The organism is Mycobacterium sp. 1482292.6 (genome assembly GCF_001672995.1).
GTDB lineage: Bacteria > Actinomycetota > Actinomycetes > Mycobacteriales > Mycobacteriaceae > Mycobacterium > Mycobacterium europaeum_A.
This window is the reverse complement of sequence record NZ_LZKV01000250.1, coordinates 23,757-45,483: the sequence shown is the minus strand read 5'-3', so window position 1 is coordinate 45,483 and position 21,727 is coordinate 23,757. Positions and strand designations below refer to the sequence as shown.

Sequence of the window (21,727 nt, the reverse complement as noted above, 5' to 3'; positions counted from 1 at the left end):
TGACATTGCCAATCTGGGCCTGTGCGGCCCATGGACGGTCCAGTGCGGCCCGTGATGGAGGAGAATCATGACTGATCGCGTGTCGGCGGGGAACCTGCGCGTCGCCCGAGTGCTCTACGACTTCGTGAACAACGAGGCGTTGCCCGGCACCGACATCGACCCGGACAGTTTCTGGGCGGGCGTCGACAAGGTCGTCACCGACCTGACCCCCAAGAACCAGGATCTGCTGCGCCGGCGGGACGAGCTGCAGGCCCAGATCGACAAGTGGCACCGGCAGCGCGTCATCGAGCCGCTCGACATCGAGGCGTACCGCAAGTTCCTCATCGAGATCGGTTATCTGCTGCCCGAGCCCGAGGACTTCACCATCACGACGTCCGGCGTCGACGACGAGATCACCACCACGGCCGGCCCGCAGCTGGTGGTCCCGGTGCTCAACGCGCGGTTCGCGCTCAACGCCGCCAACGCCCGGTGGGGCTCGCTGTACGACGCGCTGTACGGCACCGACGTCATCCCGGAAGACGACGGCGCCGAGAAGGGGTCGAGCTACAACAAGGTCCGCGGCGACAAGGTGATCGCCTACGCGCGTAAGTTCCTCGACGAAGCGGTGCCGCTGGAATCCGGGTCGTGGGCCGACGCGACGGGCCTGTCCGTCGAGGACGGCCAGCTCAAGATCGCGGCCGCCGACGGCGCCGTCGGCCTGGCCAGCCCGGAGAAGTTCGCCGGCTACACCGGCGAGCTCGGCTCCCCCAGCTGGTCGGTTCTGCTGGTGAACCACGGCCTGCACATCGAGATCCTGATCGATCCGGAATCGCCGATCGGCAAGACCGACTCGGCCGGCATCAAGGACGTGGTCCTGGAATCGGCCATCACCACGATCATGGACTTCGAGGACTCGGTGGCCGCCGTCGACGCCGACGACAAGGTGCTCGGCTACCGCAACTGGCTCGGGCTGAACAAGGGTGACCTGTCCGAAGAGGTCAGCAAGGACGGCAAGACCTTCACCCGGGTGCTCAACGAGGACCGCACCTACAAGACACCCGACGGCGAGGGCGAGCTGACCCTGCCCGGCCGCAGCCTGCTGTTCGTGCGCAACGTCGGTCACCTGATGACCAACGACGCGATCGTCTGGAGCGAGGGTGACGACGAAAAAGAGGTGTTCGAGGGCATCATGGATGCGCTGTTCACCGGGCTGACCGCGATCCACGGGCTCAAGACCGGTGACGCGAACGGCCCGCTGGCCAACAGCCGCACCGGGTCCATCTACATCGTCAAGCCCAAGATGCACGGACCCGACGAGGTCGCCTACACCTGCGAGCTGTTCAGCCGCGTCGAAGACGTTCTCGGCCTGCCCCAGGGCACCCTGAAGGTCGGCATCATGGACGAGGAACGGCGCACCACCGTCAACCTCAAGGCCTGCATCAAGGCCGCGGCCGACCGGGTCGTGTTCATCAACACCGGCTTCCTGGACCGCACCGGCGACGAGATCCACACCTCGATGGAGGCCGGCCCGATGATCCGCAAGGGCGCGATGAAGGGCACCGCGTGGATCAAGGCCTACGAGGACGCCAACGTCGACATCGGGCTGGCGGCCGGCTTCAAGGGCAAGGCCCAGATCGGTAAGGGCATGTGGGCGATGACCGAGCTGATGGCCGACATGGTCGAGCAGAAGATCGGCCAGCCCAAGGCGGGCGCGACCACCGCGTGGGTGCCCTCGCCGACGGCGGCCACCCTGCACGCGATGCACTACCACTACGTCGACGTCGGCGCCGTGCAGGAGGAACTCGCCGGCAAGAAGCGCACCAAGATCGAGGAGTTGCTGACCATCCCGCTGGCCAAGGAACTGGCCTGGGCCTCCGAGGAGATCCGCGAAGAGGTCGACAACAACTGCCAGTCCATCCTGGGCTACGTGGTGCGCTGGGTGGCCCAGGGCGTCGGCTGCTCCAAGGTGCCCGACATCCACGACGTGGCGCTCATGGAAGACCGTGCCACGCTGCGGATTTCGAGCCAGCTGCTGGCCAACTGGCTGCGCCACGGGGTGATCACCGAGGAGGACGTGCGGGCCAGCCTGGAGCGGATGGCCCCGCTGGTCGACGAGCAGAACGCCAAGGACGCGGCCTACCAGCCGATGGCGCCCAACTTCGACGACAGCCTGGCCTTCCTCGCCGCCCAGGATCTGATCCTGACCGGAACGCAGCAGCCCAACGGCTACACCGAGCCGATCCTGCATCGCCGTCGGCGGGAAGCCAAGGCAGCCGGCCCGCAGAATTGAGCCCGCGCTCAGTTCGGGTTCGAAACGTGGCATAGCGTCGCCGATGACTAAGATCGGCGCCGAGTTAACGATGGATCGACGGAAAGGCCGAGGGCACTGCTATGGGTAGGCACAGTGCGCCCGACCCTGACGACTCCCTCGACGAGCCATCTCGCGACGACGCCGTCGACGAGCCGTCTCGAGGGCACGAGGCAGGAGATCACCGCCGGGATGCCGGCGCGGATTCGGAAGCCGACCTCTACTCGGACGACGATGACTACGCCGATGAGGGCGACTATGCCGACGAGGGTGGTTACTACTCCGCCGAGCGTGGCCATCCCGACGACGCCTACCCGGCCGAGGATGCCTTCGCAGCCGGCGCCGCCGACGACTACCCGGAGTTCCCGTCGCGGCAGGCGGCCCCGTCGAAGCCTGAGCCGGCGGCCGCATCGCCGTCGCTCTTCCGGGGCGGGCATCGCGGGCTCGGCGATTGGCGGGGCGGTCACCGCAGTGAGGCCGGCCGTCGCGGCGTCAGCATCGGCGTGATCGTGGCGCTGGTCGCGGTCGTGGTCGTGGTGGGAGCGGTCATCCTGTGGAGCTTCTTCGGTGACGCGTTGTCCAAGCGTTCACACAAGGCGGCCGGCGGCTGCGTCGGGGGTCAGGAAACGGTGCCCGTCGTGGCCGATCCGTCCATCGCCGATGCCATCGGGCAATTCGCGGAGAGCTACAACAAATCCGCCGGGCCGATCGGGGACCGCTGCATGGTGGTGAGCGTCAAGCCGGCCAACTCCGACGCCGTGCTGAACGGTTTCATCGGCAAGTGGCCCGCGGAACTGGGCGGCCAGCCGGCGCTGTGGATTCCGGGCAGTTCGATCTCCGCCGCGCGACTCGCCGGCGCCACGGCGCAAAAGACCGTCACCGAGAGCCATTCGCTGGCCACCTCGCCGGTGGTGCTGGCCATCCGTCCCCAACTCGCGCCGGCCCTGGCCAACCAGAACTGGGCGGCGCTACCCGGGCTGCAAACCAATCCGAATGCACTGGCGGGGCTGAATTTACCGGGGTGGGGCCCGCTGCGCCTGGCGCTGCCGATGAACGGCAATGCGGACGCGTCGTTTCTGGCCGGCGAGGCGGTGGCGGCCGCGTCGGTGCCGCCCGGAGCGCCGGTGACGCAGGGCACCGGCGCGGTGCGCAGCCTGTTGAGCGCGCAACCCAAGCTGGCCGACAACTCGCTGACCGAGGCGATGAACACCCTGCTGAAGCCCGGTGACGCCGCAACCGCGCCGGTGCACGCGGTGGTCACCACCGAACAGCAACTGTTCCAGCGCGGGCAATCGTTGCCAGACGCCAAGGGCGCCTTGGCCTTCTGGCTGCCGCCCGGGTCCGCGGCGGTTGCCGACTACCCCACCGTCCTGCTCAGCGGCTCGTGGCTCACCCGCGAACAGGCCTCGGCGGCCAGCGAGTTCTCGCGATTCATGCACAAGTCCGACCAGCAGGCCAAGCTGGCCAAGGCCGGCTTCCGCGTCAACGGGGTGAAACCGCCGAGTAGCCCGGTCACCAATTTCCCGTCGCTGCCCGCGGCGCTGTCGGTGGGCGACGACGCGATGCGCGCCACGCTCGCCGAGGCGATGGCCAGCCCGTCGAGCGGGCAGGCCACGACCATCATGCTCGACCAGTCGATGCCCGGTCAGGAAGGTGGAAAAACCCGGCTGGCCAACGTGATCGGGGCGCTGCAGGACCGGATCAAGGCGCTGCCCGCGTCCGCGGTGGTGGGCCTGTGGACGTTCGACGGCCACGAGGGCCGGTCGGAGGTGGCCAGCGGCCCGTTGTCCGACCCCGTTAACGGCCAGCCGCGTTCGGCCGCGCTGGCCGCCGCGCTGGACAAGCAGTACTCGTCGGGCGGTGGCGCGGTGTCATTCACCACCCTGCGGATGCTCTACCAGGACATGCAGGCCAATTATCATGCGGGCCAGAACAATTCGATCCTGTTGATCACCGCGGGGCCACACACCGATCAGACGCTGGACGGGGCGGGGCTACAGGACTTCATCCGCAAGAGTGCCGACCCGGCCAAGCCCATCGCGGTGAACGTCATCGATTTCGGGGCCGACCCGGACCGCGCGACCTGGGAAGCGGTCGCCCAACTCAGTGGCGGCAGCTACCAGAACCTCGCGACGTCGGCGGCCCCCGACCTCGCGTCGGCGGTCAACAACTTTCTGAGCTGACAGCGCTGACCGGCCGGGCCCACCCAGCTCGTAGCCGATGCGGCGGGACGCGAAAGCGAAGATCCCGGTCGTTGCGCGATCAGTGCGGCGTTCGGATGCCGATCCCGGATGAATCCGCCGCCGCCCCTGTCCAACGACGGCGGTCTGTGCCAGACTCCACGATAGAATCCGCCTTGATTTCTATCAGGCGTGGGCTGAGGGAGACGTAGTCGAAGATGTCCGCTGCACCAGCCGGCCCGGCGCTGACGCCGGCATTGCACCCGATCGGTCCCGGTTCGGCGACGTGGCGGCGCGGCATCGACTGGCGGATGCCGCTCGCCAGCCGAGCGACGCTGTTGCTGCAAGTGGCGCACCCGGTGGTCGGCGCCGGGGTGATCGATCATTCGGAGTTCCTCAGGGACAGGTGGGGGCGCATCTCGCGGACACTGGCCGCGGTGCGGCGCTATCACGGATTTCACGGGCCGCAGGCCGCCGTCGCCGAGGGTCAGCGGCTTCGCGACGTGCACCGCAACATCTCCGGGATGGACGCGCTCGGGCGCAGCTATCACGCACTGAATCCGGACGCGTACCTGTGGGCGCATGGCACCACCTATGCGGGTGCCGCCGACGTGCGCCGGGTGTTCGGCGGGACGCTCGACGACGAGACCGAGGACGCGTTGTTTCGCGAGTGGCGAGACGTCGCGGGGATCCTGCGCATCCCCGAACGGGTGATCCCGCAGACGCGGGCGGCGTTCTGGGATTACTACCACGACACCGTCGAACGCCGTCTGGAACGCAACGCCGCGACCGAACTGCTCCTGGAACTGGACCGCTATCCGATGCCCGTGCCGCCCGGCGTGCGTGTGCCACAACTGGTGTGGAATTCGGCCGCGGCTCCGCTGGCCGCGCTGCTGAGGCTGACCACCGCCGGACTGTTGCCGGTGACCCTCCGGGAACGGCTGCGCATCGAGTGGACTGCCGAACGCAAACAGCGGTTTGAGCGCGCGGTGGTCGCGGTGCGGGCATTGGACCGCGCGCTGCCCGCCAGGGTCCGCTACCCCGCGGCGCACCGCGGCGAGCCGGTGTTCGAATCCGTCTGAGCTGTCAGTTAATTCAGGAAGGCACAGCATGGCCCATCCCCTGCCTACCGGCCCGGAGGACGCGGCGGTGCCGCCGGATCGGGGCGCCCGGCGGGCGGACACCGATTCCCTCGACACGGCGTTTCTGGCCGAGGAGATGTCGCCCTGGCTGTCCCCGGCCTACGGTGCGGCGAACGTCGTGATGCAACTGGCGAATCCGGGTGTGGCCTATGGGGTGATGGAGAGCAGGGTTGACAGCGGCAACCTGTACAAGCATCCCTTCAAAAGGGCCCGCACCACCTTCACCTACATCGCGGTGGCCATCGCCGGAAATGCCAACGACCGCAAAATCTATCGGGACGCGGTCAACGCCGCACACGTCCAGGTGCGCTCCGGGCCGCAAAGCCCGGTGCGCTACAACGCCTTCGACCCCGCGCTGCAGCTCTGGGTGGCCTCCTGCATGGCCGCGGTCTTCGAGGACACCCGCAAGCTGCGGGGCGGCCGCTCGCGGCGCGACCCCGAGGCGGTGCACCGGGCCGCGTCGGTGTTCGCCACCACGCTGCAGGTGCCGCGGGACATGTGGCCCGCCGACCTGGACGCAGCCGCCCGCTATTGGCAGGACCAACTCGATCGGCTCGACTTCGACGACCGGATGCGCAGCTATCTGACCGGCATCGCGCGCCTCGATTTCCTGCCCGCACCCATCCCGGCGCTGTTCGGCGGATGGAACCTCTTCATGACCCTGGGCTACCTGCCCCCGCAGCTGCGCGACAAGCTCGGGTTCGCCTGGTCGGACGCGCAGCAACGCCGATTCGACCGTTGGCAGCGCATCTTCGGGCTGCTCGACCTGTTCACACCGCGGTTCCTGGTGCGCCTCGGCGTACACGCGGTGGTGTGGGACATGCGATTGCGTCACCGGATCGGCGCGACGGTGGTGTGACCGACCAGCTCAAGGAGGACCGGCATGACGACGACGGCGAGTTTTCATGGCAGCGTGCCCGGCGCGGCGTCGAAACCGGACGCGGCGCACCGGGAACTGGCGGACGACGTGCGGTGGTTCGCGGGCTCACCCTTGGCGGCGGCGTTCGGCCGCCTCGCCCTCGACCAGGTGGCGCACCGCGAAATCGCGGCGGCGGTGGACCGCAGCGGACGGTTCGCGGACAACTTCACCGACCGTGGCATCCGCAGTTTCGCGTTCACCGCCCTGGCGACCTTCGGCGACAGTTCGGACGCGCGGACATCGCGGGCCGACCTGAAGCGACTGCATCGAGACGTGCGGGGCGCCGGCAAGGACTCGTTCAGCGACACCCGTTACAGCGCACTGAATCCCGACGTGTGGATCTGGGTGGCGGTGAGCGGCCTGAACCTGTTGTATCAGGCCTATCTGCGGGTGTGCGGTCGCCGGCTCACCGCGGCCGAGAAGGAGGTCGTCTACCAGACGCTGCGGGGCGAACTGCAGTTCCTGGAATTGCCCAGTAAGCAGGCGAAGCTGCCGGCGACCCTGCACGACATGCTCGAGTACTACGACTCCGTCGCCGTGAAAGACCTGGCGGACAACGAATTTCTGCAATTCGCCAATCGCAGTTTCGTCGCGCCGCCCATCCCGAAGTTGTTGGTAGCCAAACAAGTTCGGCCACTGCTGCGATTGGTGTGGCCGGTGATGACGACGCTGGCGTCGCGGCCGGTGGTCGTGTGTTCCGCCGCGGTCGCCCATCCGACCATGCGCGAGCTGCTGGGCGTGCGGTGGGGTGCGCGCGAGCAATTCGAGTTCGCCGTCTACGTTGCCGCGTTGCAGCTGAGCTGGCGATGGTTGCCCCGACGGCTCGCCCTGGAGCCGTTGGCCTACAACCGCTACCAGTACGAGCGGCTGCGCGACCGGTATCGCTCGGTGCTGCTGGATTCCTTCGCCGCGCCCGACCGGCCTGATTCGGCACACTAGGTCGCGAAGCGCCCGGCGGCGCCCGATAGCGCACAATCGTCGTGACACCCCGATCGGCTGGAGGCCAGATGGTAGACCCCGCGATGCTGCTCGGCTTGGTGCCCGACGGCCTGGCCACCCTCGATCCGACCGCCCGCACCATCGTCACCGCGGCGCGCACCTGCTTTACCGAGCGCGGATTCTCCAACACCACCATGCAGGACATCGCCGACACCGCCGGTGTCGGCGTCGCCACGGTCTACCGCCGGTTTCGGCACAAGCGAAACCTGGTGCGGCTGACCATCATGGACGAGTCGCTACGGCTCAGCACGCTGGTCTCCGAGGTCGCCGGCCGGGCGTCGACACCGCAGGAAGGGATCGCCGAAGTCTTCGCCGCCTTCGTTCACGAAGCCTCGGCGCCCAAGCTGCTGACCCGAAGCATCCGCGAATCACCCGCCGCCGGTGAGCTGACCGCCTACCTGACCGATGAGAACCTGATCGCCATGACCCGCGGCTACATCGCCACGTGGCTTCGCCGTTGGCAGGAGCGCGGCGAGCTGGCGGCCGATCTCGACACCGAGATCGTCGGCGAGATGATCGGGCGGCTGATCATTTCGCTGATCAAGACGCCGCAATCGGCCATCCCGATTTACAACCTGAGCCAGGCCCGCGATTTCGCCCGCCGGTATCTGGTGCCGTTGGTGGTGCCGGCCCCGGCGACGACGCCCGGCTGAGGGCCGGCCGGACCGTCAGGCGAACGCCTCCACCGGCGGGCACGAGCAGACCAGATTGCGGTCGCCGTAGGCGCCGTCGATGCGACGCACCGGCGGCCAGACCTTCGGCCGGAACTCCTTGCCCAGCGGGTAGGCAGCCTGCTCCCGGGTGTACGGGTGGTCCCAGTCGCTGACCACCAGGCACTCGGCCGTGTGGGGTGCACCGCGCAGCGGGTTGTCTTCAGCAGGCCACTCCCCCGCGCCCACCCGGTCGATCTCGGCACGGATGGCGATCATCGCGTCACAGAACGCGTCGACCTCGGTCAGGCTCTCGCTCTCGGTGGGCTCCACCATCAGCGTGCCGGCCACCGGGAAGCTCATGGTCGGTGCGTGAAACCCGTAGTCCGCCAAGCGCTTTGCCACGTCGTCGACGGTGACTCCGGTGGACTTGGTGATGCCCCGCAGGTCCAGGATGCACTCGTGGGCGACCATGCCGTTCTCGCCGGTGTAGAGCACCGGGAAGTACTCGTCGAGTCGCCGGGCGATGTAGTTGGCCGACGTGATCGCGGTCAGCGAGGCCGCGCGCAGCCCCTCGGCGCCCATCATCCTGATGTAGGCCCAGCTGATCGGCAGGATCGAGGCCGACCCGTAGGGCGCCGCGGACACCGGGTGGCCCTGGGGTAGTTCGGGGGCGTACGGATGCCCGGGCAGGAACGGCGCCAGGTGCGCGCGCACCGCCACCGGCCCCACGCCGGGTCCCCCGCCGCCGTGCGGGATGCAGAACGTCTTGTGCAGGTTCAGGTGGCTGACGTCGCCGCCGAACTTGCCCGGCCGGGCCAACCCGACCAGCGCGTTGAGGTTGGCGCCGTCGACGTACACCTGGCCGCCGGCGTCGTGCACCGCGGCGCAGATCTCGGCGATGTCGTGCTCGTAGACGCCGTGCGTGGACGGATAGGTGATCATCAACGTGGACAGCCGGTCGCGGTGCTCGCCGACCTTGGCGCGCAGGTCCTCGAGATCCACGTCGCCGTTGGTGTGGCAGGCCACCACGACGACCCGCATCCCGGCCAGGGCCGCCGAGGCCGCGTTGGTGCCGTGTGCGCTGGACGGGATGAGGCAGATGTCGCGGTGCCGTTCCCCGCGGCTGGCGTGGTAATCGTGAATGGCCAGCAGCCCGGCGTACTCGCCCTGCGACCCGGCGTTGGGCTGCAGCGAGACGGCGTCGTAGCCGGTGATCTGCACCAGCCAGGTCTCCAGCTCGGCGATCAGGCGCCGCAGCCCGGGGGTGTCGGACGCCGGCGCGAAGGGATGCTGGCGGGCGAATTCCGGCCAGGTGATGGGCTCCATCTCCGCGGCGGCGTTCAGCTTCATGGTGCACGACCCGAGCGGAATCATGCTGCGGTCCAACGCGATATCCTTGTCGGCCAGCGCGCGCAGGTAGCGCATCATCGCGGTCTCGGTGCGGTACTGGGTGAAGGCGGGGTGGGTGAGGAACTCCGACGTGCGGGTGACGATGCCGGCGTCGGCACCCGCCTGCCCGGTAGGTCGCACCCCGAAGGCGTCGAGCACGGCGGCGACGTGCTCGCCGGTGGTGGCCTCGTCGCAGGCCACCGACACGTGGTCGTCGTCGACCCGCCACAGGTTGATGCCCTTGGCCTTGGCCGCGGCGATCACCTCGGCGGCGCGCCCGGGCACCCTGGCCAGCACGGTGTCGAAGTACTTGTCGTGCACCAGCGCATCGCCGAGCGCGGCGGCGATAGCCCCGGCGTGGCCGTGGACGCGGCGCGCGATCGCCGTCAGCCCCTCGGCGCCGTGGTAGCTGGCGTACATCGCGGCCATCACCGCCAGCAGCACCTGCGCGGTACAGATGTTGCTGGTCGCCTTGTCGCGGCGGATGTGCTGTTCGCGCGTCTGCAGCGCCAGCCGGTAGGCGGGCGAACCGTCGGCGTCCAGCGACACCCCGACCAGCCGGCCCGGCAGCTGACGCGCGTGGTTGGCGTGCACCGCCAGGTAGCCGGCGTGTGGTCCCCCGAATCCCATTGGCACGCCGAATCTTTGGGTGCTGCCGAAGGCGACGTCGGCGCCGATCTCACCGGGCGGCGTGACCAGCGTCATGGCGAGCAGGTCGGCGCCGATGGCGACCAATGCGCCGCGCTCGTGGGCCTGCTCGACCAGGGCCGACCAGTCGGTGACCCGGCCGCTGGCCCCCGGCAGCTGGGCGATGACGCCGAAGAAGTCCCCGTCGGGCAGGCCGTCACGCAGGTCGGCGGTGACGATCTCGATGCCCAGCGGCTTGGCCCGGGTGGCCACGATGGCCGCGGTCTGGGTGAACAGGTCGGCGTCCATCACCAGGCGGTTGGCCTTGCCACGAGCCGCCCGGTGCATCAGCGTCATGGCCTCCGCCGCCGCGGTGCCCTCGTCCAGCATCGAGGCGTTGGCGACCTCGAGGCCGGTGAGGTCGGCGACCATCGTCTGGAAATTCAGCAGCGCCTCGAGCCGGCCCTGGCTGATCTCCGGCTGGTACGGCGTGTAGGCGGTGTACCAGGCCGGGTTCTCCAGGATGTTGCGCAGCAATACCGGCGGGGTGAGCGTGTCGTAGTAGCCCTGCCCGATCATGGACACGGCCACCGTGTTGGCCTCGGCCAGCGACCGCAGCTCGGCCAGCGCCTCGGTCTCGGTGGCCGCCGGCGGCAGTTGGTCCAGACCGGGTGCGACGCCGCCGTCGCCGCGCCGGTCCAGGATGCCGGCCGGCACCGCCTTGGCGGCCAGGTCGTCCAGCGAGTCGACACCGATGACGGCGAGCATGGCCGCGACGGCCTGACTGTCCGGGCCGATGTGCCGAGCTGCAAAGGTGAATTGATCGGACACTGGAACTCCTGTGTGGGCGGGCGAAGACGGATCGGGGCAGAGGACTAACGGCCCTCTCCCTCTGTCTTCACCCATCGCCGGGCGCCTGAGAGATTCGGCGCCCGCTACCGAGCGCCTTTCCCCATCGGCGGGTGCGGACCCACGGGTCCACGCCGCTTTCCAGAGGCATCATGATGTCGCGCGGTCCGGGTGCCTGAGAGGTTGACGGAGAGGTGTTGCTCCTTCGGCGTCCGTGACTGGCAGCCACGAAACTCTCCCGCACGAAAGCGATGCGCTGTCCAGCTTACTCGGCCGCGCGGAGCGCCACGTCGCGCGTGGCGCGGTGCGCCGTCAGCCGATCTTGCGGTCGCGGTGCTTGCGCCGGGACGCCAGCTCGTCCTCGGGCTCGGCGATCGATTCGCCGCCGTCGGCCCGCTCGCCGGGGAAGTCCGCGATGACGCCGGTCAGCTCGCGCATGGCGCCGGACACGGCGATGCCGAAAACGCCCTGCCCGCCCTGCAGCAGGTCGACGACCTCTTCGGCCGAGGTGCACTCGTAAACGGTGGTGCCGTCGGAGAACAGGGTGATGTTGGCCAGGTCCTGGACGCCGCGCTGGCGCAGGTGATCGACGGCGACGCGGATGTTGTGCAACGAGATCCCGGTGTCCAGCAACCGCTTGACGATCTTGAGGACCAGGATGTCCTTGAACGAGTAGAGGCGCTGGCTGCCCGAGCCCGCCGCGCTGCGGATCGACGGGACCACCAGTGAGGTGCGGGCCCAGTAGTCCAGCTGGCGGTAGGTGATGCCGGCGATCTGGCAGGCGCTCGGACCGCGGTATCCGACCAGCTCGTCGGGCACGGAGTCGTCCGGGAACAGGCCGGGCTGCACGGGTGCGCTGGCTACGGTGACACTGCGGTCACTGGGCGCCGGGTTAGCGCTGTCCGCTAGGTTGAGCTGCTCTTGGCGTGGCTGCTCGCTCACGGTGGTTCCTCTCCGCGATCGCGCTCTCGTCGTTGGCTGCGTCTGAAGGCTGCATCGCAGCCACGTTTGCTCAAGCCCGAGTGCTAGTAGAGCTTACGCTCTGTAGATAGCCACCGCGCCTGTAGTCGCGATCAAAGTATGGCCGCCGCGGGGCCAAGTCGGCGAGCTATCCGCCAGCGTGTCGAGATCACGGTGCTGTTTGAGACGCATCCGTGATGTCGCCATCCAGGCTAAACCAGCCGGCACCCCGATCCCAAAGCGCTGGTAACAGGCTTAGGTGGCTTTGAAGTCGTCCGGAGACACGCTGTCGAGAAATTCCTTGAACTTCTCCACCTCGTCCTCGCGGACGGCGGTGCCGCCTTCCTCGTCGCTCTCGTCCGGAATCAGCAGGCCGGCCTGGGCAAGCACGCCTTCCTCGACGTAGATGGGCACGCCGACGCGCAGCGCGATCGCCACCGAGTCCGAGGGGCGGGCCGACACGGTGATGTTGCGGTCGAACACCAGGTCGGCGTAGAAAGTGCCCTCTTGCAGATCGACGATCCGCACCTCTTTCAACGAATGTCCAAGGGCGGCAATGACATCCCTGATCAAATCGTGCGTCAACGGGCGCGGGGGCTCGACGCCTTGCTGTTCCAGGGCGATGGCGGCGGCCTCCGACTGACCGATCCAGATCGGAAGGTAACGGTCACCGTTGGTTTCGCGCAGTAACAACACCGGCTGGTTCTGCGGCTGCTCTACGCGAATGCCGACAACACGAACTTCACCCATTTGTGTCTGCCCTCCGCATTGTGGCGCCGGTTGGATTGGTTACTCGCCAGGACGGCGAGGTCAAAAATCCGCCCTACTGCCGAAAACCAAGCTGTCGAACGAAGTCTAGTCCTCACCGATCCAGAACGTCGCGAACGGCGGATTTGATCAACGACGTGTGCAACGTGATGGCGAGTGCGGCGACCTCGCGCGCCAAATCGTCGGCGCGGTCGCGGGCGCCGGCTTTGCCGGCTTTGACTACCGGCCCGGCGATTTGGGCGATCAGGTCCGACTGCCGATCGGCGGCCGAGCGGAAAGCCCGCAAGTGCCGTGGTTCGACACCGTAGTCCGACAGCGCCCGGGCGCATTGCAGGATGACCACGGCGTGCTCGTCGAAAAATCCGGCGGGCCCGGTGGTGATGACTCCCGCTTTGAGAAGCGAGGTCAGCAGCTCGTCGTCCACGCCCGCGCGCGCCAGCAGCTCTTCGCGGCTCAACCGGACGTGGGTGGGAGCCACCGCCGAAGTGTCCGAGCGCGGGTCCGAGCCGGCACCGTCCCCGGTGCCCGCCACCGACACCAGTCTCGGGACCGAATATGACGATTTGACGGGCGGCAGCTCGCCGTCGGGCTGGGCGTCCAGTTGCGCCCTGATGACCTTCAGCGGCAGATAGTGGTCACGCTGCGCAGTAAGGATGAACCGCAACCGCGCGCAGTCATATGCGGTGAACCTCCGATACCCCGACGCGGCCCGCTGCGGCGTCACCAGCCCCTCGGCCTCCAGGAAGCGGATTTTGGAGATGGTGACATCGGGGAAGTCCGGCCTCAGCAACTCCAAGACCGCCCCGATCGACATCCCGGCCAGTGCCGAGCTATCGGGTGCGCTCACTAGCCTGAAGATCCTCCATCCTCACCCTGCTTGGGTCCGGTGAGAAACACCAAGCGGAACTTGCCGATCTGCACTTCGTCGCCGTTGGCAAGCACCGCCGAGTCCACGGGCTCACGGTTGACGTAAGTGCCGTTGAGACTACCAACGTCGACCACGCTGAATTCGTTGTTTTCCAACCTGAATTCGGCATGCCGGCGGCTGACGGTCACGTCGTCGAGAAAAATGTCGCTGTCGGGATGCCGCCCGGCGGACGTGGTGGCCTGATCCAGCAGGAATCGCGAACCGGCATTCGGTCCCCGCTTGACGACCAGCAACGCCGAGCCCGCCGGGAGCCCTTCGACCCCGGATACCGCGCTCTCGGTTCCCGCCTGCGCGGGCGCGTCCAATTCGTTGAGGAAGTCCGCACGGAAGACCGAAGTCGTCTCTACCGTGACTTCGTCCGAATTCTGGTCGTTGTCCATGTCCGTCACGCGCTGCTCCTCACTGGCTGCTGTGGCGTTGTCTGTCCGGGCCGCTCGGCCGGCTTGTGCACCAGGTTTCTTTGCCCGGTATGCCGATTACTGCCGTTTCGTACTGTCAAAGTGTCTGTCACGTGTCTTTCAGCGATCTTCGAAGGTCTTCAAAGGTCGATGTGTCGACGGTACCGCGCACCGGCCTGCAATGCGCCCACCACCTGACGAACCGAAACTCCGATTCCCCCGTACCCTGGCCCCGCCGCTCGCCGGCGGTGCGGGGCTGCAGGGACATTAGCAATCCTCATTCGGTGAGCGTTCCGCGGTAGGCCTCAGCGTCGAGCAGCGAAGAAATTGTCGACTCCAATTCGCCGACCTCGGATACCTGAACGTCCAGCAACCACCCGGCGCCGTACGGGTCGGAGTTCACCAATTGCGGACTGCCGTCCAGATCGGCGTTGACCGCCGAGACTTTGCCCGAGACGGGCGCATACAAGTCCGACACCGATTTCGTGGATTCGACCTCACCGAAGGATTCGCCCGCGGTCAGCTCGGTGCCCACGTCGGGCAGCTGAACGAAAACCACATCACCCAACGCCGATTGCGCAAAATCGGTGATGCCCACTCGCACGGTGTCATCCCCACTTCGACGAACCCATTCGTGTTCGGCGGTGTAGCGCAGATCGGGCGGGATATCGCTCACGAGTGATCCTGTTCTGTTCGGGTGATGCTCACTTGACCGGCTGAGCGTATTGGTGCGGTTTTGGTTGCCGCAAGGTGGTCACGTCCACCCGGTCGGCCTGCTGGACCGACATTCGCCCCCCGACGCGCTTGACGGTGTCCTGCGCGCCGCCGGGAATGTTCATGGCCGCGGCCAGAGTGGGCGGATCGCCAATCGCCAGAATCGAATACGGCGGTGCTAGCGTTTTCGAGTCGATGGTCAGCGACCCAGGCGTCCCCACCACCCAGGTGTCGACACCCACTCGCACCGACTGGTGTGCGTCGTTGACCTCGATCGCCTCGGCGCCGGCGGCGCGCAACTCGTTGATCACGTCGAGCATCGCCTCCGGCGAAACCCCGGGCCCGGGGTCCTCGATCGTGACGGTGACGCCGGGCCCGGTGGCACCGACCGCCCCCACCAGAATGGACAGCGCCGCCAGCCTGGACTGTGCGGACTGGATGGCGGCCTGGTCGTTGTTTCCCGACGCCTGCAACGAATTCAGCGTGTTCTGTAGCTCGTTCACCTCGGTGTTGAGCGTGCCTTCGCGTTGCCGCAACGAATCCAGCAGCACCAACAGGTCCGCCGGCCGCGCCGTCTCCAGCGCGTCACCCGACTCGGTCTGGCGGGCCTGAGTGACGATCGCGAGGCCCAGCAGCAGGCACAGCATCGCGGCCAGCGTCCCGAACGCCATCCGGGAGCGGCCGCCGCGCACCATCCCCGACAACCCGGTGCGGTGCACCGCACCGATTTCCGGACGGGGGCTTTTCGCGGCCAGTTCGTGGCGGCCGCGCGGCGAACCCTGTTCCGGGGTCGCACCGTCACCACCGTGGCCGGCGGCCCGCTGGCCGCCGGCGCGATCTTGCGGATCCTGGCTCACGTCAACCTCAACCTCAAGTGCGTCACGCCCCGAACAGCCTGCGGCGCAGCGCGGCCGCATTGCCGAAGATGCGGATACCCAGCACGACGATGATGGCCGTGGACAGCTGGGTGCCCACCCCCAATTGGTCACCGACATAGACGATCAGGGCGGCCACGAACACGTTGAACACGAACGAAATCACGAAGACCTTCGGGTCGAAGATCCGTTCCAGGTATGCGCGCAACCCGCCGAACACGGCGTCCAGCGCCGCGACCACCGCGATCGGCAGATAGGGCTGGACGACTTCTGGCACCGCGGGGTGAAAGACGAGGCCGAGCACGATGCCGATCGCCAGCGCTGCGATACCGATCATGCGTGGTTTCCCGTCCGCGTCTCGCACAGGGGAATGCGTCTGTTCAGGACTTCTCTCACCGTGGCCCAATCTGCTTGGCGAACTTGACATCCCGGATCGATCCGGCTGGCAGCGACAGACCGTCGGCGGCGTCCACCGTAACCACGACACCGTAGGAAATCTGCAACAGCCGCAGTCGCTGCAGGCCGGGGCTGCTGTCGAAGACGTCGCGCATCGCCCGCGGCGCACCGATGGCCAGGACCGTGTACGGGCTGCTGGTCGGGTTGTTGTCGACCAGGATCGCGCCGCCGGCCTGCCGGATGGTCACGTTCGGCCCGATCCGCACTCCGCCGACGGAGATCGCCTCGGCGCCGCTGGCCCACAACGAGTTGACCAGCAATTGCAGATCGCGGTCCAGGATGATCTGCCGGCTGCCGCTGACCCGCTGCTTGGACACGTCGGAAAGGTTCGGGCTGGCGCCGGGATCGGTGACGGTCACCTTCAGGCCGGGCCCGATGATCGCCGTGCTGGCCGCGGCCAGGCTCAGCGCGTCCAGGCGTTTCAGCAGCCGCTGCCCCTCGGCGTCGTCGGCTAGGGCGTGGCGCTGAACGTCGTCGACGCGCGTCGTCAGCTCGCCGCGGCGCTGGTTCAGCTTGGCCGCAGCGCCTTCGGCCGACCGCACATTGCCCAACAGCAGCTGCTGGGCGGTGCGCACCCCCGGAGCCACCGAGCGGGCCTGCGCGACCGCGGCGGCGAACACCGTCGCGATCAGCAGCGCCGCCAGCGCCTGCCAGAGCCAGCCGACCACCCGCCGGCGCCCACCGGATGGTGCGTCGGCGGCACCGCGCTTGGCCGCCGCCGCGGCGTAACCGGGATCGAGGTGCTCGGAGAGCAGGGCGCGCAGCAGCGAGGGCACCGGGATCTGTTTCGGTCGCGACGCCACATGCGCGCTGTGCCCGGCATTGGGGTCATAGCCGCCGAGCAGGGGATCCCTATCAGCCATGGTCAGCCACCTTCGCCGCGGCCGACGGGCGAGAACCGCGATCGACCTTGGGCATGCGTCGCAGCACGAGAGTCATCTGCACCGCATACTGCACGAACGCCCACAGGTAGGCATACATGCCCCAGATCAAAAAGGCCCATCCGCAGGCCCCGATCACGTGGCTCCACAGCGCATCCCAGGTGCCCAGCAGCACCAGCGGGAAGCCGGACATCAGGGCGAACGTCGCGGCCTTGCCGATGTAGGTCACCGGCAGCGCCGTCAGGCCTCGACTCCACAGCAGCGGCAGCGTCGCGGCCAACAGGCCGTCGCGCGCGAGCAGCACGATGACGAACCACCAGGGCACGATCCCGCTGAACGCCAGCACGATGGGCACGGCCACCATGTAGAGGCGGTCGACCGCCGGGTCGAGCAGGACCCCGAGCCGGGAGGACTGATCCAGCAGCCGGGCGATCTTGCCGTCCGCCCAGTCCGAGGCGCCGCTGAACATCAGAATCCCGACGGCCCACCCGTTGGCGTGGGCGACCAGCAGGGCATAGACGAACACCGGGATCAGCGCCAGACGGACAGCGCTCAGCGCGTTGGGCACCGTCAGCACCCGGTTGGGCGGAAGCACCGGCTCCATGAGCCGTGACCTTAACGCGACTGGGCGCCGAACGCCCGGCTGCGCCGCGCTTGCGATCGCCACGAGCTCAGCGGAACACCCCGGGCAGGCTCAGAGTGGACAGCGTGTCATCCGACAGCGGGTTGTCGTTGACCATGTAGGTCCACGTCGACGTCGGCCGCGCCAGCTTGGACAGGTCCAGCCCGGGCTCCTCGTCGAGGACGTTGGCGGTTTCGAACGTCTGCTGGGCCGCCTCGATGGCGTCGGCGGCCAGTGACGCGAAGGCGTCGACCGCCAATCGGTGAAACTCGTCCAGCGGGTTCTGCCGGCCCAGCGCCCGCAGATGGATGCTTTCGCGGATGTCGGCCAGATACGCCAGGTGGTCGGCCCAGCCGCGGTCGAGGTGATACAGCATGATCTGCCGGCAGATCGTCTCCAGGCGCTCCTCGGTGATCCCCTCGGTCTCGGCCAGCTCCTGGTAGCGCTTGGGGGCCAGCTCGGCCAGCTCCTCGCGCGCGGTTGGGTTGCGCAGCAACGTGTTTCGCCGGTCTACGATGATGGCGCGCTGCTGGGCGATCAACTGGTTGTAGCGCCAGGTGTTCGCGTGCACGTCCAGCATGCGGCCCTCGGCCACGCGCTGGGCGTGGTCGAGCAGGCCCGCCGCCTTCGGGCTGACGATCCGGCCGTCCTCGTCGGTGTCCATCGGCAGCTTGTTGTGGTCGAGGTTGGCCGCCACCACGTCGTCTTCCCAACTCGAGAAGAAGACCGACGACCCCGGGTCGCCCTGCCGCCCGGCGCGCCCGCGCAGCTGGTTGTCCAGCCGCTGGGTGTGGTGTCGCCCGGTTCCGACGACGTGCAGCCCGCCGAGCTCGGCGACCCGGTCGTGGTCGGCTTCGTCGGAGCCGCCGAGGCGGATGTCGGTGCCGCGCCCGGCCATCTGGGTGGAGACGGTGACGACGCCGAACTTGCCGGCCTCGGCGATCACCTGAGCTTCCTCGGCGTCGTTTTTCGCGTTCAGCACCACCGCGGGCACCCCGCGGCGCAGCAGCCGCTCGTGCAGGTCCTCGGATTCGGCGACGTCGCGGGTGCCCACCAGCACGGGCTGCCCGGTCTCGTTCACCTCGGCGATGTGGGCGACGATCGCGTCGTTCTTGGCGGCGGCGGTGATGTACACGCGGTCGGATTCGTCTTCGCGAATGTTGGGCTCGTTGGGCGGAATTGGTGACACACCGAGCTTGTAGAACTGGCGCAGCTGCTCACCGGCGGCCAGCGCGGTGCCGGTCATGCCGCACACCGTCGCGTAACGGTTGATCAGCGCCTGCACCGTGATGGTGTCGAGCACCTCGCCGGTTTCGGTGGTCTCGATGCCCTCCTTGGCCTCCACCGCGGCCTGCAGGCCGTCGGGCCAGCGTTGCAGTTGCGCGATGCGCCCCCGCGCGGCGTTGATCAGGTGCACCGCGTCGTCGCGGACGATGTAGTGCACGTCGCGCTGCAACAGCACGTGGGCGTGCAGCGCGACGTTGATCTCGGTCAGGGTGGTGACGACGTGCTCCTCGGAGTACAGATCGATGCCGCCGAGCGCCTTTTCCACCTTGCGGGCGCCGACCTCGGTCAGGTGGACGTTGCGGCTGTCGGCGTCGGTGTCGTAGTCGGTGCCGGCCTCGAGCTGGCCGGCCAGCTTGATGATCTCCAGCCGCGGCGTCTCCCGGTGGGTGGTCCCGGCCAGCACCAGCGGCACCAGCGCCTCGTCGACCAGCACCGAGTCGGCCTCATCGATCAGGGCCACGTCGGGGTTGGGTGAGACCAGGTCGGCGACGTCGGTCACCAGCTGATCGCGCAGCACGTCGAAGCCGATCTCGTTGACCGAGGCGTAGGTGACGTCGCAGCCGTAGGCGGCCCGGCGTTCCTCGCTGGTGGACTCGGCGGTGATCCAGCCGACGGTCAGGCCCATGGCCTCGATGACCGGGCCCATCCATTCCGCGTCCCGGCGGGCCAGGTAGTCGTTGATCGTCACCACGTGCACGTGCCGACCGGCCAGCGCGTAGCCCGCGGCCGCGATCGCCCCGGCCAGGGTCTTGCCCTCACCGGTGGCCATCTCGATGACGTCGCCGGCCAGCATCCGCAGCGCCCCGAGCAGCTGCACATCGAATGGGCGCAGGGTCGTCGATCGTTCGGCCGCCTCTCGGGCGATGGCCAGGAACTGCGGGATGTCCTCGGAATCGGCGAGGTCGTCGAGGTTGAGCAGCCCGGCCGCCTTGCGCAGCTGCTCGTCGCTGAGCCCGGCCGCCTCGCCGTCGTACTCCGACGAGTCCTTGACCTGGGTGAGCGAGCGGCTGCGGTCCTTTTCGGTGCTGGCGCCGAGCAGCTTCCAAAAGCGGCTGCTCAGCCGGCCGGGTTGAGCGCGGGTCGTCTTAGGCACAGGTCAACGGTACGCGGTGACCCACCGCGCGAATTCATCACGCGAGGTTGGACCGGCGTGGATATGCGACGTCGGGGTCGGTGAGCACATTGACGACGGCCGGCAGGCCGCTGGCGAAGGCCCGTTCCAGCGCGGGCCGCAGCTCGCCGGGCGCGGCGACCAGTTCGCCGTGCCCGCCCAGGGCGCGGGCCACCTCGTCGTAGCGCGTGCCGGGACGCAGTTCGGCGACCACCGAGTAGCCGTACAGCGCTTCCATGGGGTGCTTCTCCAGCGCCCAGATTCCGTTGTTGCCGATCACGGAGACGACCGGCACGTGGTGCCGAACCAGGGTGTCCCATTCCATGCCGCTGAACCCGAACGCGCCGTCGCCCTGCAGCAGCACCACCTGGCGGTCCGGGTGGGCCAGCTTGGCGGCCAGCGCGTAGCCGGGGCCCGACCCCAGACAGCCGAACGGTCCGCTGTCCAGCCAGCAGCCCGGCTGGTAGCTGTCGATCACCCGCCCGGCGTAGGACCCGAAATCGCCGGCGTCGATGACGACCACGGCGTCGCGGTCCAGCATCGGCGCGAGCTCGGCGTAGACCCGCATCGGATGCAGCGGTATGCGGTCGTCGGCGAGTTCGGCCTTCTCCTTGTCGCGCGCCGCGGTCTCGGCGATTCGCAGTTCGTCGATCCAGCCGCGGTGGTCGCTCCCGGTGGCCGGGGCCAGCGCGGCGAGGATCGTCAACAGGTCGCCGTACAGCTCGGCCGCCACCGGCCGGGGATGGCGGCGGTCGGGTTCGACCCGGTCGACCACGATGAGCTCGGTGTCTGGCCCGAAGACCGCGCCGAAGCCGAGCCGGAAATCCATCGGCACCCCGACGATCAGCGCAACGTCGGCCTCCCCCAAGGCTTTTCCGCGGACCCTGGAGAACGCCAACGCATGGTCGGCGGGAACCGCGCCGCGGGCCATGCCGTTCATCAGCACCGGGATGTGCAGTTCCTCGGCCAGGCGCAGCAGGGCCGCCTCGCCGTGCCCCCACCACACATTGGTGCCCGCCATGATCACCGGCCGCTGCGCCGCGGAGAGCAGGGCCGCGGCCCGACTCAGGGCCGCACCGTCGGGCGCGGGCCCGGGTGGCAGGTCGACGAGCGCGCCGGGCCGGCCATCATCGTCGGACACGGAGAACACGTGGTCCATCGGGAAGTCGACGAAGCCGACGCCCGAGGGCGCTGTAACCGCGGCGCGCAGCGCGTCGTCGACGAGCCGGCCGGCGTCGCCCGCAGACTGCGCGGTGGCGGCGAAGCGGGCCAGCGGCGCCACGAACGGTACGTGGTCGATCTCCTGCAGCGACCCCATGCCCCAGCGCTGCGCCGGCGCCCGGCCACCCAGCACCACCAGCGGCGACTGGTTCTGCTGCGCGGCGGCCATCGCGCTCATCCCGTTGGTGATGCCCGGCCCCGCGGTCAGCGCGGCCACGCCGGGCGACCGCGTCACCTTCGACCAGCCCTCGGCGGCGAAGGTCGCGGTCTGCTCGTGGCGGGTGTCGATCAGGCGGATTCCTTCTTCGCGGCACCCGTCGTAGATGGAGAACAGGTGGCCGCCGGACAGCGTGAAGACGGTGTCGACACCGCTGGCTTTGAGGCGGCGCGCGATGAGTCGGCCGGCATGTACGGTCTGGCTGGATGGAGCGTCGATGCTCATCTGCGCAGCCTATTCGAGA

18 protein-coding genes and 1 riboswitch are annotated in these 21,727 nt (G+C 68.4%); of the genes, 6 read left to right on the top strand and 12 right to left on the bottom strand.

Annotated elements, in window-relative coordinates; translation table 11 throughout:
- The first annotated feature begins 67 nt into the window (after positions 1-67).
- The 6 genes from A5624_RS25240 to A5624_RS25215 all read left to right on the top strand — a co-directional run bounded on the left by A5624_RS25240 (position 68) and on the right by A5624_RS25215 (position 8,180).
- Positions 68-2,269: a malate synthase G gene (locus A5624_RS25240; protein ID WP_066872759.1), complete on the top strand. Its 2,202-nt coding sequence runs from the start codon at positions 68-70 to the stop codon at positions 2,267-2,269.
- Positions 2,270-2,370: 101 nt separating this feature from the next.
- Positions 2,371-4,470: a substrate-binding domain-containing protein gene (locus A5624_RS25235; protein ID WP_066872755.1), complete on the top strand. Its 2,100-nt coding sequence runs from the start codon at positions 2,371-2,373 to the stop codon at positions 4,468-4,470.
- Positions 4,471-4,685: 215 nt separating this feature from the next.
- A complete protein-coding gene (locus tag A5624_RS25230; protein ID WP_066872752.1) occupies positions 4,686-5,549 on the top strand; it encodes an oxygenase MpaB family protein in 864 nt (287 codons plus the stop codon).
- 28 nt (positions 5,550-5,577) lie between these two features.
- Positions 5,578-6,468 carry an oxygenase MpaB family protein gene (locus A5624_RS25225; RefSeq protein ID WP_066872749.1) on the top strand — a complete coding sequence of 297 codons (891 nt, stop codon included), beginning with the start codon at positions 5,578-5,580 and terminating at the stop codon, positions 6,466-6,468.
- A gap of 24 nt (positions 6,469-6,492) precedes the next feature.
- Complete coding sequence (locus tag A5624_RS25220; RefSeq protein WP_066872746.1) at positions 6,493-7,467, top strand: oxygenase MpaB family protein; 975 nt, start codon at positions 6,493-6,495, stop codon at positions 7,465-7,467.
- Between the two features lie 68 nt (positions 7,468-7,535).
- Positions 7,536-8,180, top strand: coding sequence for a TetR/AcrR family transcriptional regulator (locus tag A5624_RS25215; RefSeq protein WP_066872744.1), 645 nt, complete (start codon positions 7,536-7,538; stop codon positions 8,178-8,180).
- A 15-nt stretch (positions 8,181-8,195) separates the two neighbouring features.
- On the opposite strand, the gene gcvP is transcribed toward A5624_RS25215, so the two are convergent.
- The 12 genes from gcvP to A5624_RS25155 all read right to left on the bottom strand — a co-directional run bounded on the left by gcvP (position 8,196) and on the right by A5624_RS25155 (position 21,708).
- A complete protein-coding gene (gcvP, locus tag A5624_RS25210) occupies positions 8,196-11,027 on the bottom strand; it encodes an aminomethyl-transferring glycine dehydrogenase (RefSeq protein WP_066872741.1) in 2,832 nt (943 codons plus the stop codon).
- Positions 11,028-11,198: 171 nt separating this feature from the next.
- A riboswitch (glycine riboswitch) is annotated at positions 11,199-11,296 on the bottom strand.
- A gap of 61 nt (positions 11,297-11,357) precedes the next feature.
- Positions 11,358-11,987 (bottom strand): MerR family transcriptional regulator, encoded by a 630-nt coding sequence (locus A5624_RS25205; protein WP_066872738.1) that lies wholly within the window; start codon positions 11,985-11,987, stop codon positions 11,358-11,360.
- 273 nt (positions 11,988-12,260) lie between these two features.
- Complete coding sequence (locus A5624_RS25200) at positions 12,261-12,755, bottom strand: bifunctional nuclease family protein (protein ID WP_007771374.1); 495 nt, start codon at positions 12,753-12,755, stop codon at positions 12,261-12,263.
- Positions 12,756-12,867: 112 nt separating this feature from the next.
- Positions 12,868-13,620, bottom strand: a complete 753-nt coding sequence (locus tag A5624_RS25195) for a MerR family transcriptional regulator (protein ID WP_066872735.1) — start codon at positions 13,618-13,620, stop codon at positions 12,868-12,870.
- Complete coding sequence (gene garA, locus A5624_RS25190; protein WP_369806961.1) at positions 13,620-14,081, bottom strand: glycogen accumulation regulator GarA; 462 nt, start codon at positions 14,079-14,081, stop codon at positions 13,620-13,622. The genes A5624_RS25195 and garA overlap by 1 nt, the downstream gene beginning before the upstream one ends.
- A 295-nt stretch (positions 14,082-14,376) precedes the next feature.
- Positions 14,377-14,775, bottom strand: a complete 399-nt coding sequence (gene gcvH / locus A5624_RS25185) for a glycine cleavage system protein GcvH (RefSeq protein WP_066872726.1) — start codon at positions 14,773-14,775, stop codon at positions 14,377-14,379.
- Between the two features lie 28 nt (positions 14,776-14,803).
- Positions 14,804-15,670: a DUF881 domain-containing protein gene (locus A5624_RS25180; protein WP_066872724.1), complete on the bottom strand. Its 867-nt coding sequence runs from the start codon at positions 15,668-15,670 to the stop codon at positions 14,804-14,806.
- Between the two features lie 22 nt (positions 15,671-15,692).
- Positions 15,693-16,025 carry a small basic family protein gene (locus tag A5624_RS25175; RefSeq protein ID WP_007170008.1) on the bottom strand — a complete coding sequence of 111 codons (333 nt, stop codon included), beginning with the start codon at positions 16,023-16,025 and terminating at the stop codon, positions 15,693-15,695.
- Between the two features lie 55 nt (positions 16,026-16,080).
- Positions 16,081-17,007, bottom strand: coding sequence for a DUF881 domain-containing protein (locus tag A5624_RS25170; RefSeq protein WP_066872721.1), 927 nt, complete (start codon positions 17,005-17,007; stop codon positions 16,081-16,083).
- Positions 17,000-17,629 (bottom strand): CDP-alcohol phosphatidyltransferase family protein, encoded by a 630-nt coding sequence (locus tag A5624_RS25165; protein ID WP_066872718.1) that lies wholly within the window; start codon positions 17,627-17,629, stop codon positions 17,000-17,002. The genes A5624_RS25170 and A5624_RS25165 overlap by 8 nt, the downstream gene beginning before the upstream one ends.
- Positions 17,630-17,696: 67 nt before the next feature.
- The gene (gene secA2 / locus A5624_RS25160; protein ID WP_066872715.1) at positions 17,697-20,027 is read right to left on the bottom strand and encodes an accessory Sec system translocase SecA2; all 2,331 of its coding nucleotides are present in this window, start codon (positions 20,025-20,027) and stop codon (positions 17,697-17,699) included.
- Between the two features lie 37 nt (positions 20,028-20,064).
- The gene (locus A5624_RS25155; RefSeq protein WP_066872712.1) at positions 20,065-21,708 is read right to left on the bottom strand and encodes an acetolactate synthase; all 1,644 of its coding nucleotides are present in this window, start codon (positions 21,706-21,708) and stop codon (positions 20,065-20,067) included.
- Positions 21,709-21,727: the final 19 nt, after the last annotated feature.

What these genes read in the sequence shown, in the direction of transcription:
- A5624_RS25240 (WP_066872759.1), top strand. Translation starts at nt 68, where the DNA reads ATGACTGATCGCGTGTCGGCGGGGAACCTGCGCGTCGCCCGAGTGCTC.
- A5624_RS25235 (WP_066872755.1), top strand. Translation starts at nt 2,371, where the DNA reads ATGGGTAGGCACAGTGCGCCCGACCCTGACGACTCCCTCGACGAGCCA.
- A5624_RS25230 (WP_066872752.1), top strand. Translation starts at nt 4,686, where the DNA reads ATGTCCGCTGCACCAGCCGGCCCGGCGCTGACGCCGGCATTGCACCCG.
- A5624_RS25225 (WP_066872749.1), top strand. Translation starts at nt 5,578, where the DNA reads ATGGCCCATCCCCTGCCTACCGGCCCGGAGGACGCGGCGGTGCCGCCG.
- A5624_RS25220 (WP_066872746.1), top strand. Translation starts at nt 6,493, where the DNA reads ATGACGACGACGGCGAGTTTTCATGGCAGCGTGCCCGGCGCGGCGTCG.
- A5624_RS25215 (WP_066872744.1), top strand. Translation starts at nt 7,536, where the DNA reads ATGGTAGACCCCGCGATGCTGCTCGGCTTGGTGCCCGACGGCCTGGCC.
- A5624_RS25200 (WP_007771374.1), bottom strand. Translation starts at nt 12,755, where the DNA reads ATGGGTGAAGTTCGTGTTGTCGGCATTCGCGTAGAGCAGCCGCAGAAC.
- garA (WP_369806961.1), bottom strand. Translation starts at nt 14,081, where the DNA reads ATGGACAACGACCAGAATTCGGACGAAGTCACGGTAGAGACGACTTCG.
- A5624_RS25175 (WP_007170008.1), bottom strand. Translation starts at nt 16,025, where the DNA reads ATGATCGGTATCGCAGCGCTGGCGATCGGCATCGTGCTCGGCCTCGTC.
- A5624_RS25170 (WP_066872721.1), bottom strand. Translation starts at nt 17,007, where the DNA reads ATGGCTGATAGGGATCCCCTGCTCGGCGGCTATGACCCCAATGCCGGG.
- A5624_RS25165 (WP_066872718.1), bottom strand. Translation starts at nt 17,629, where the DNA reads ATGGAGCCGGTGCTTCCGCCCAACCGGGTGCTGACGGTGCCCAACGCG.
- A5624_RS25155 (WP_066872712.1), bottom strand. Translation starts at nt 21,708, where the DNA reads ATGAGCATCGACGCTCCATCCAGCCAGACCGTACATGCCGGCCGACTC.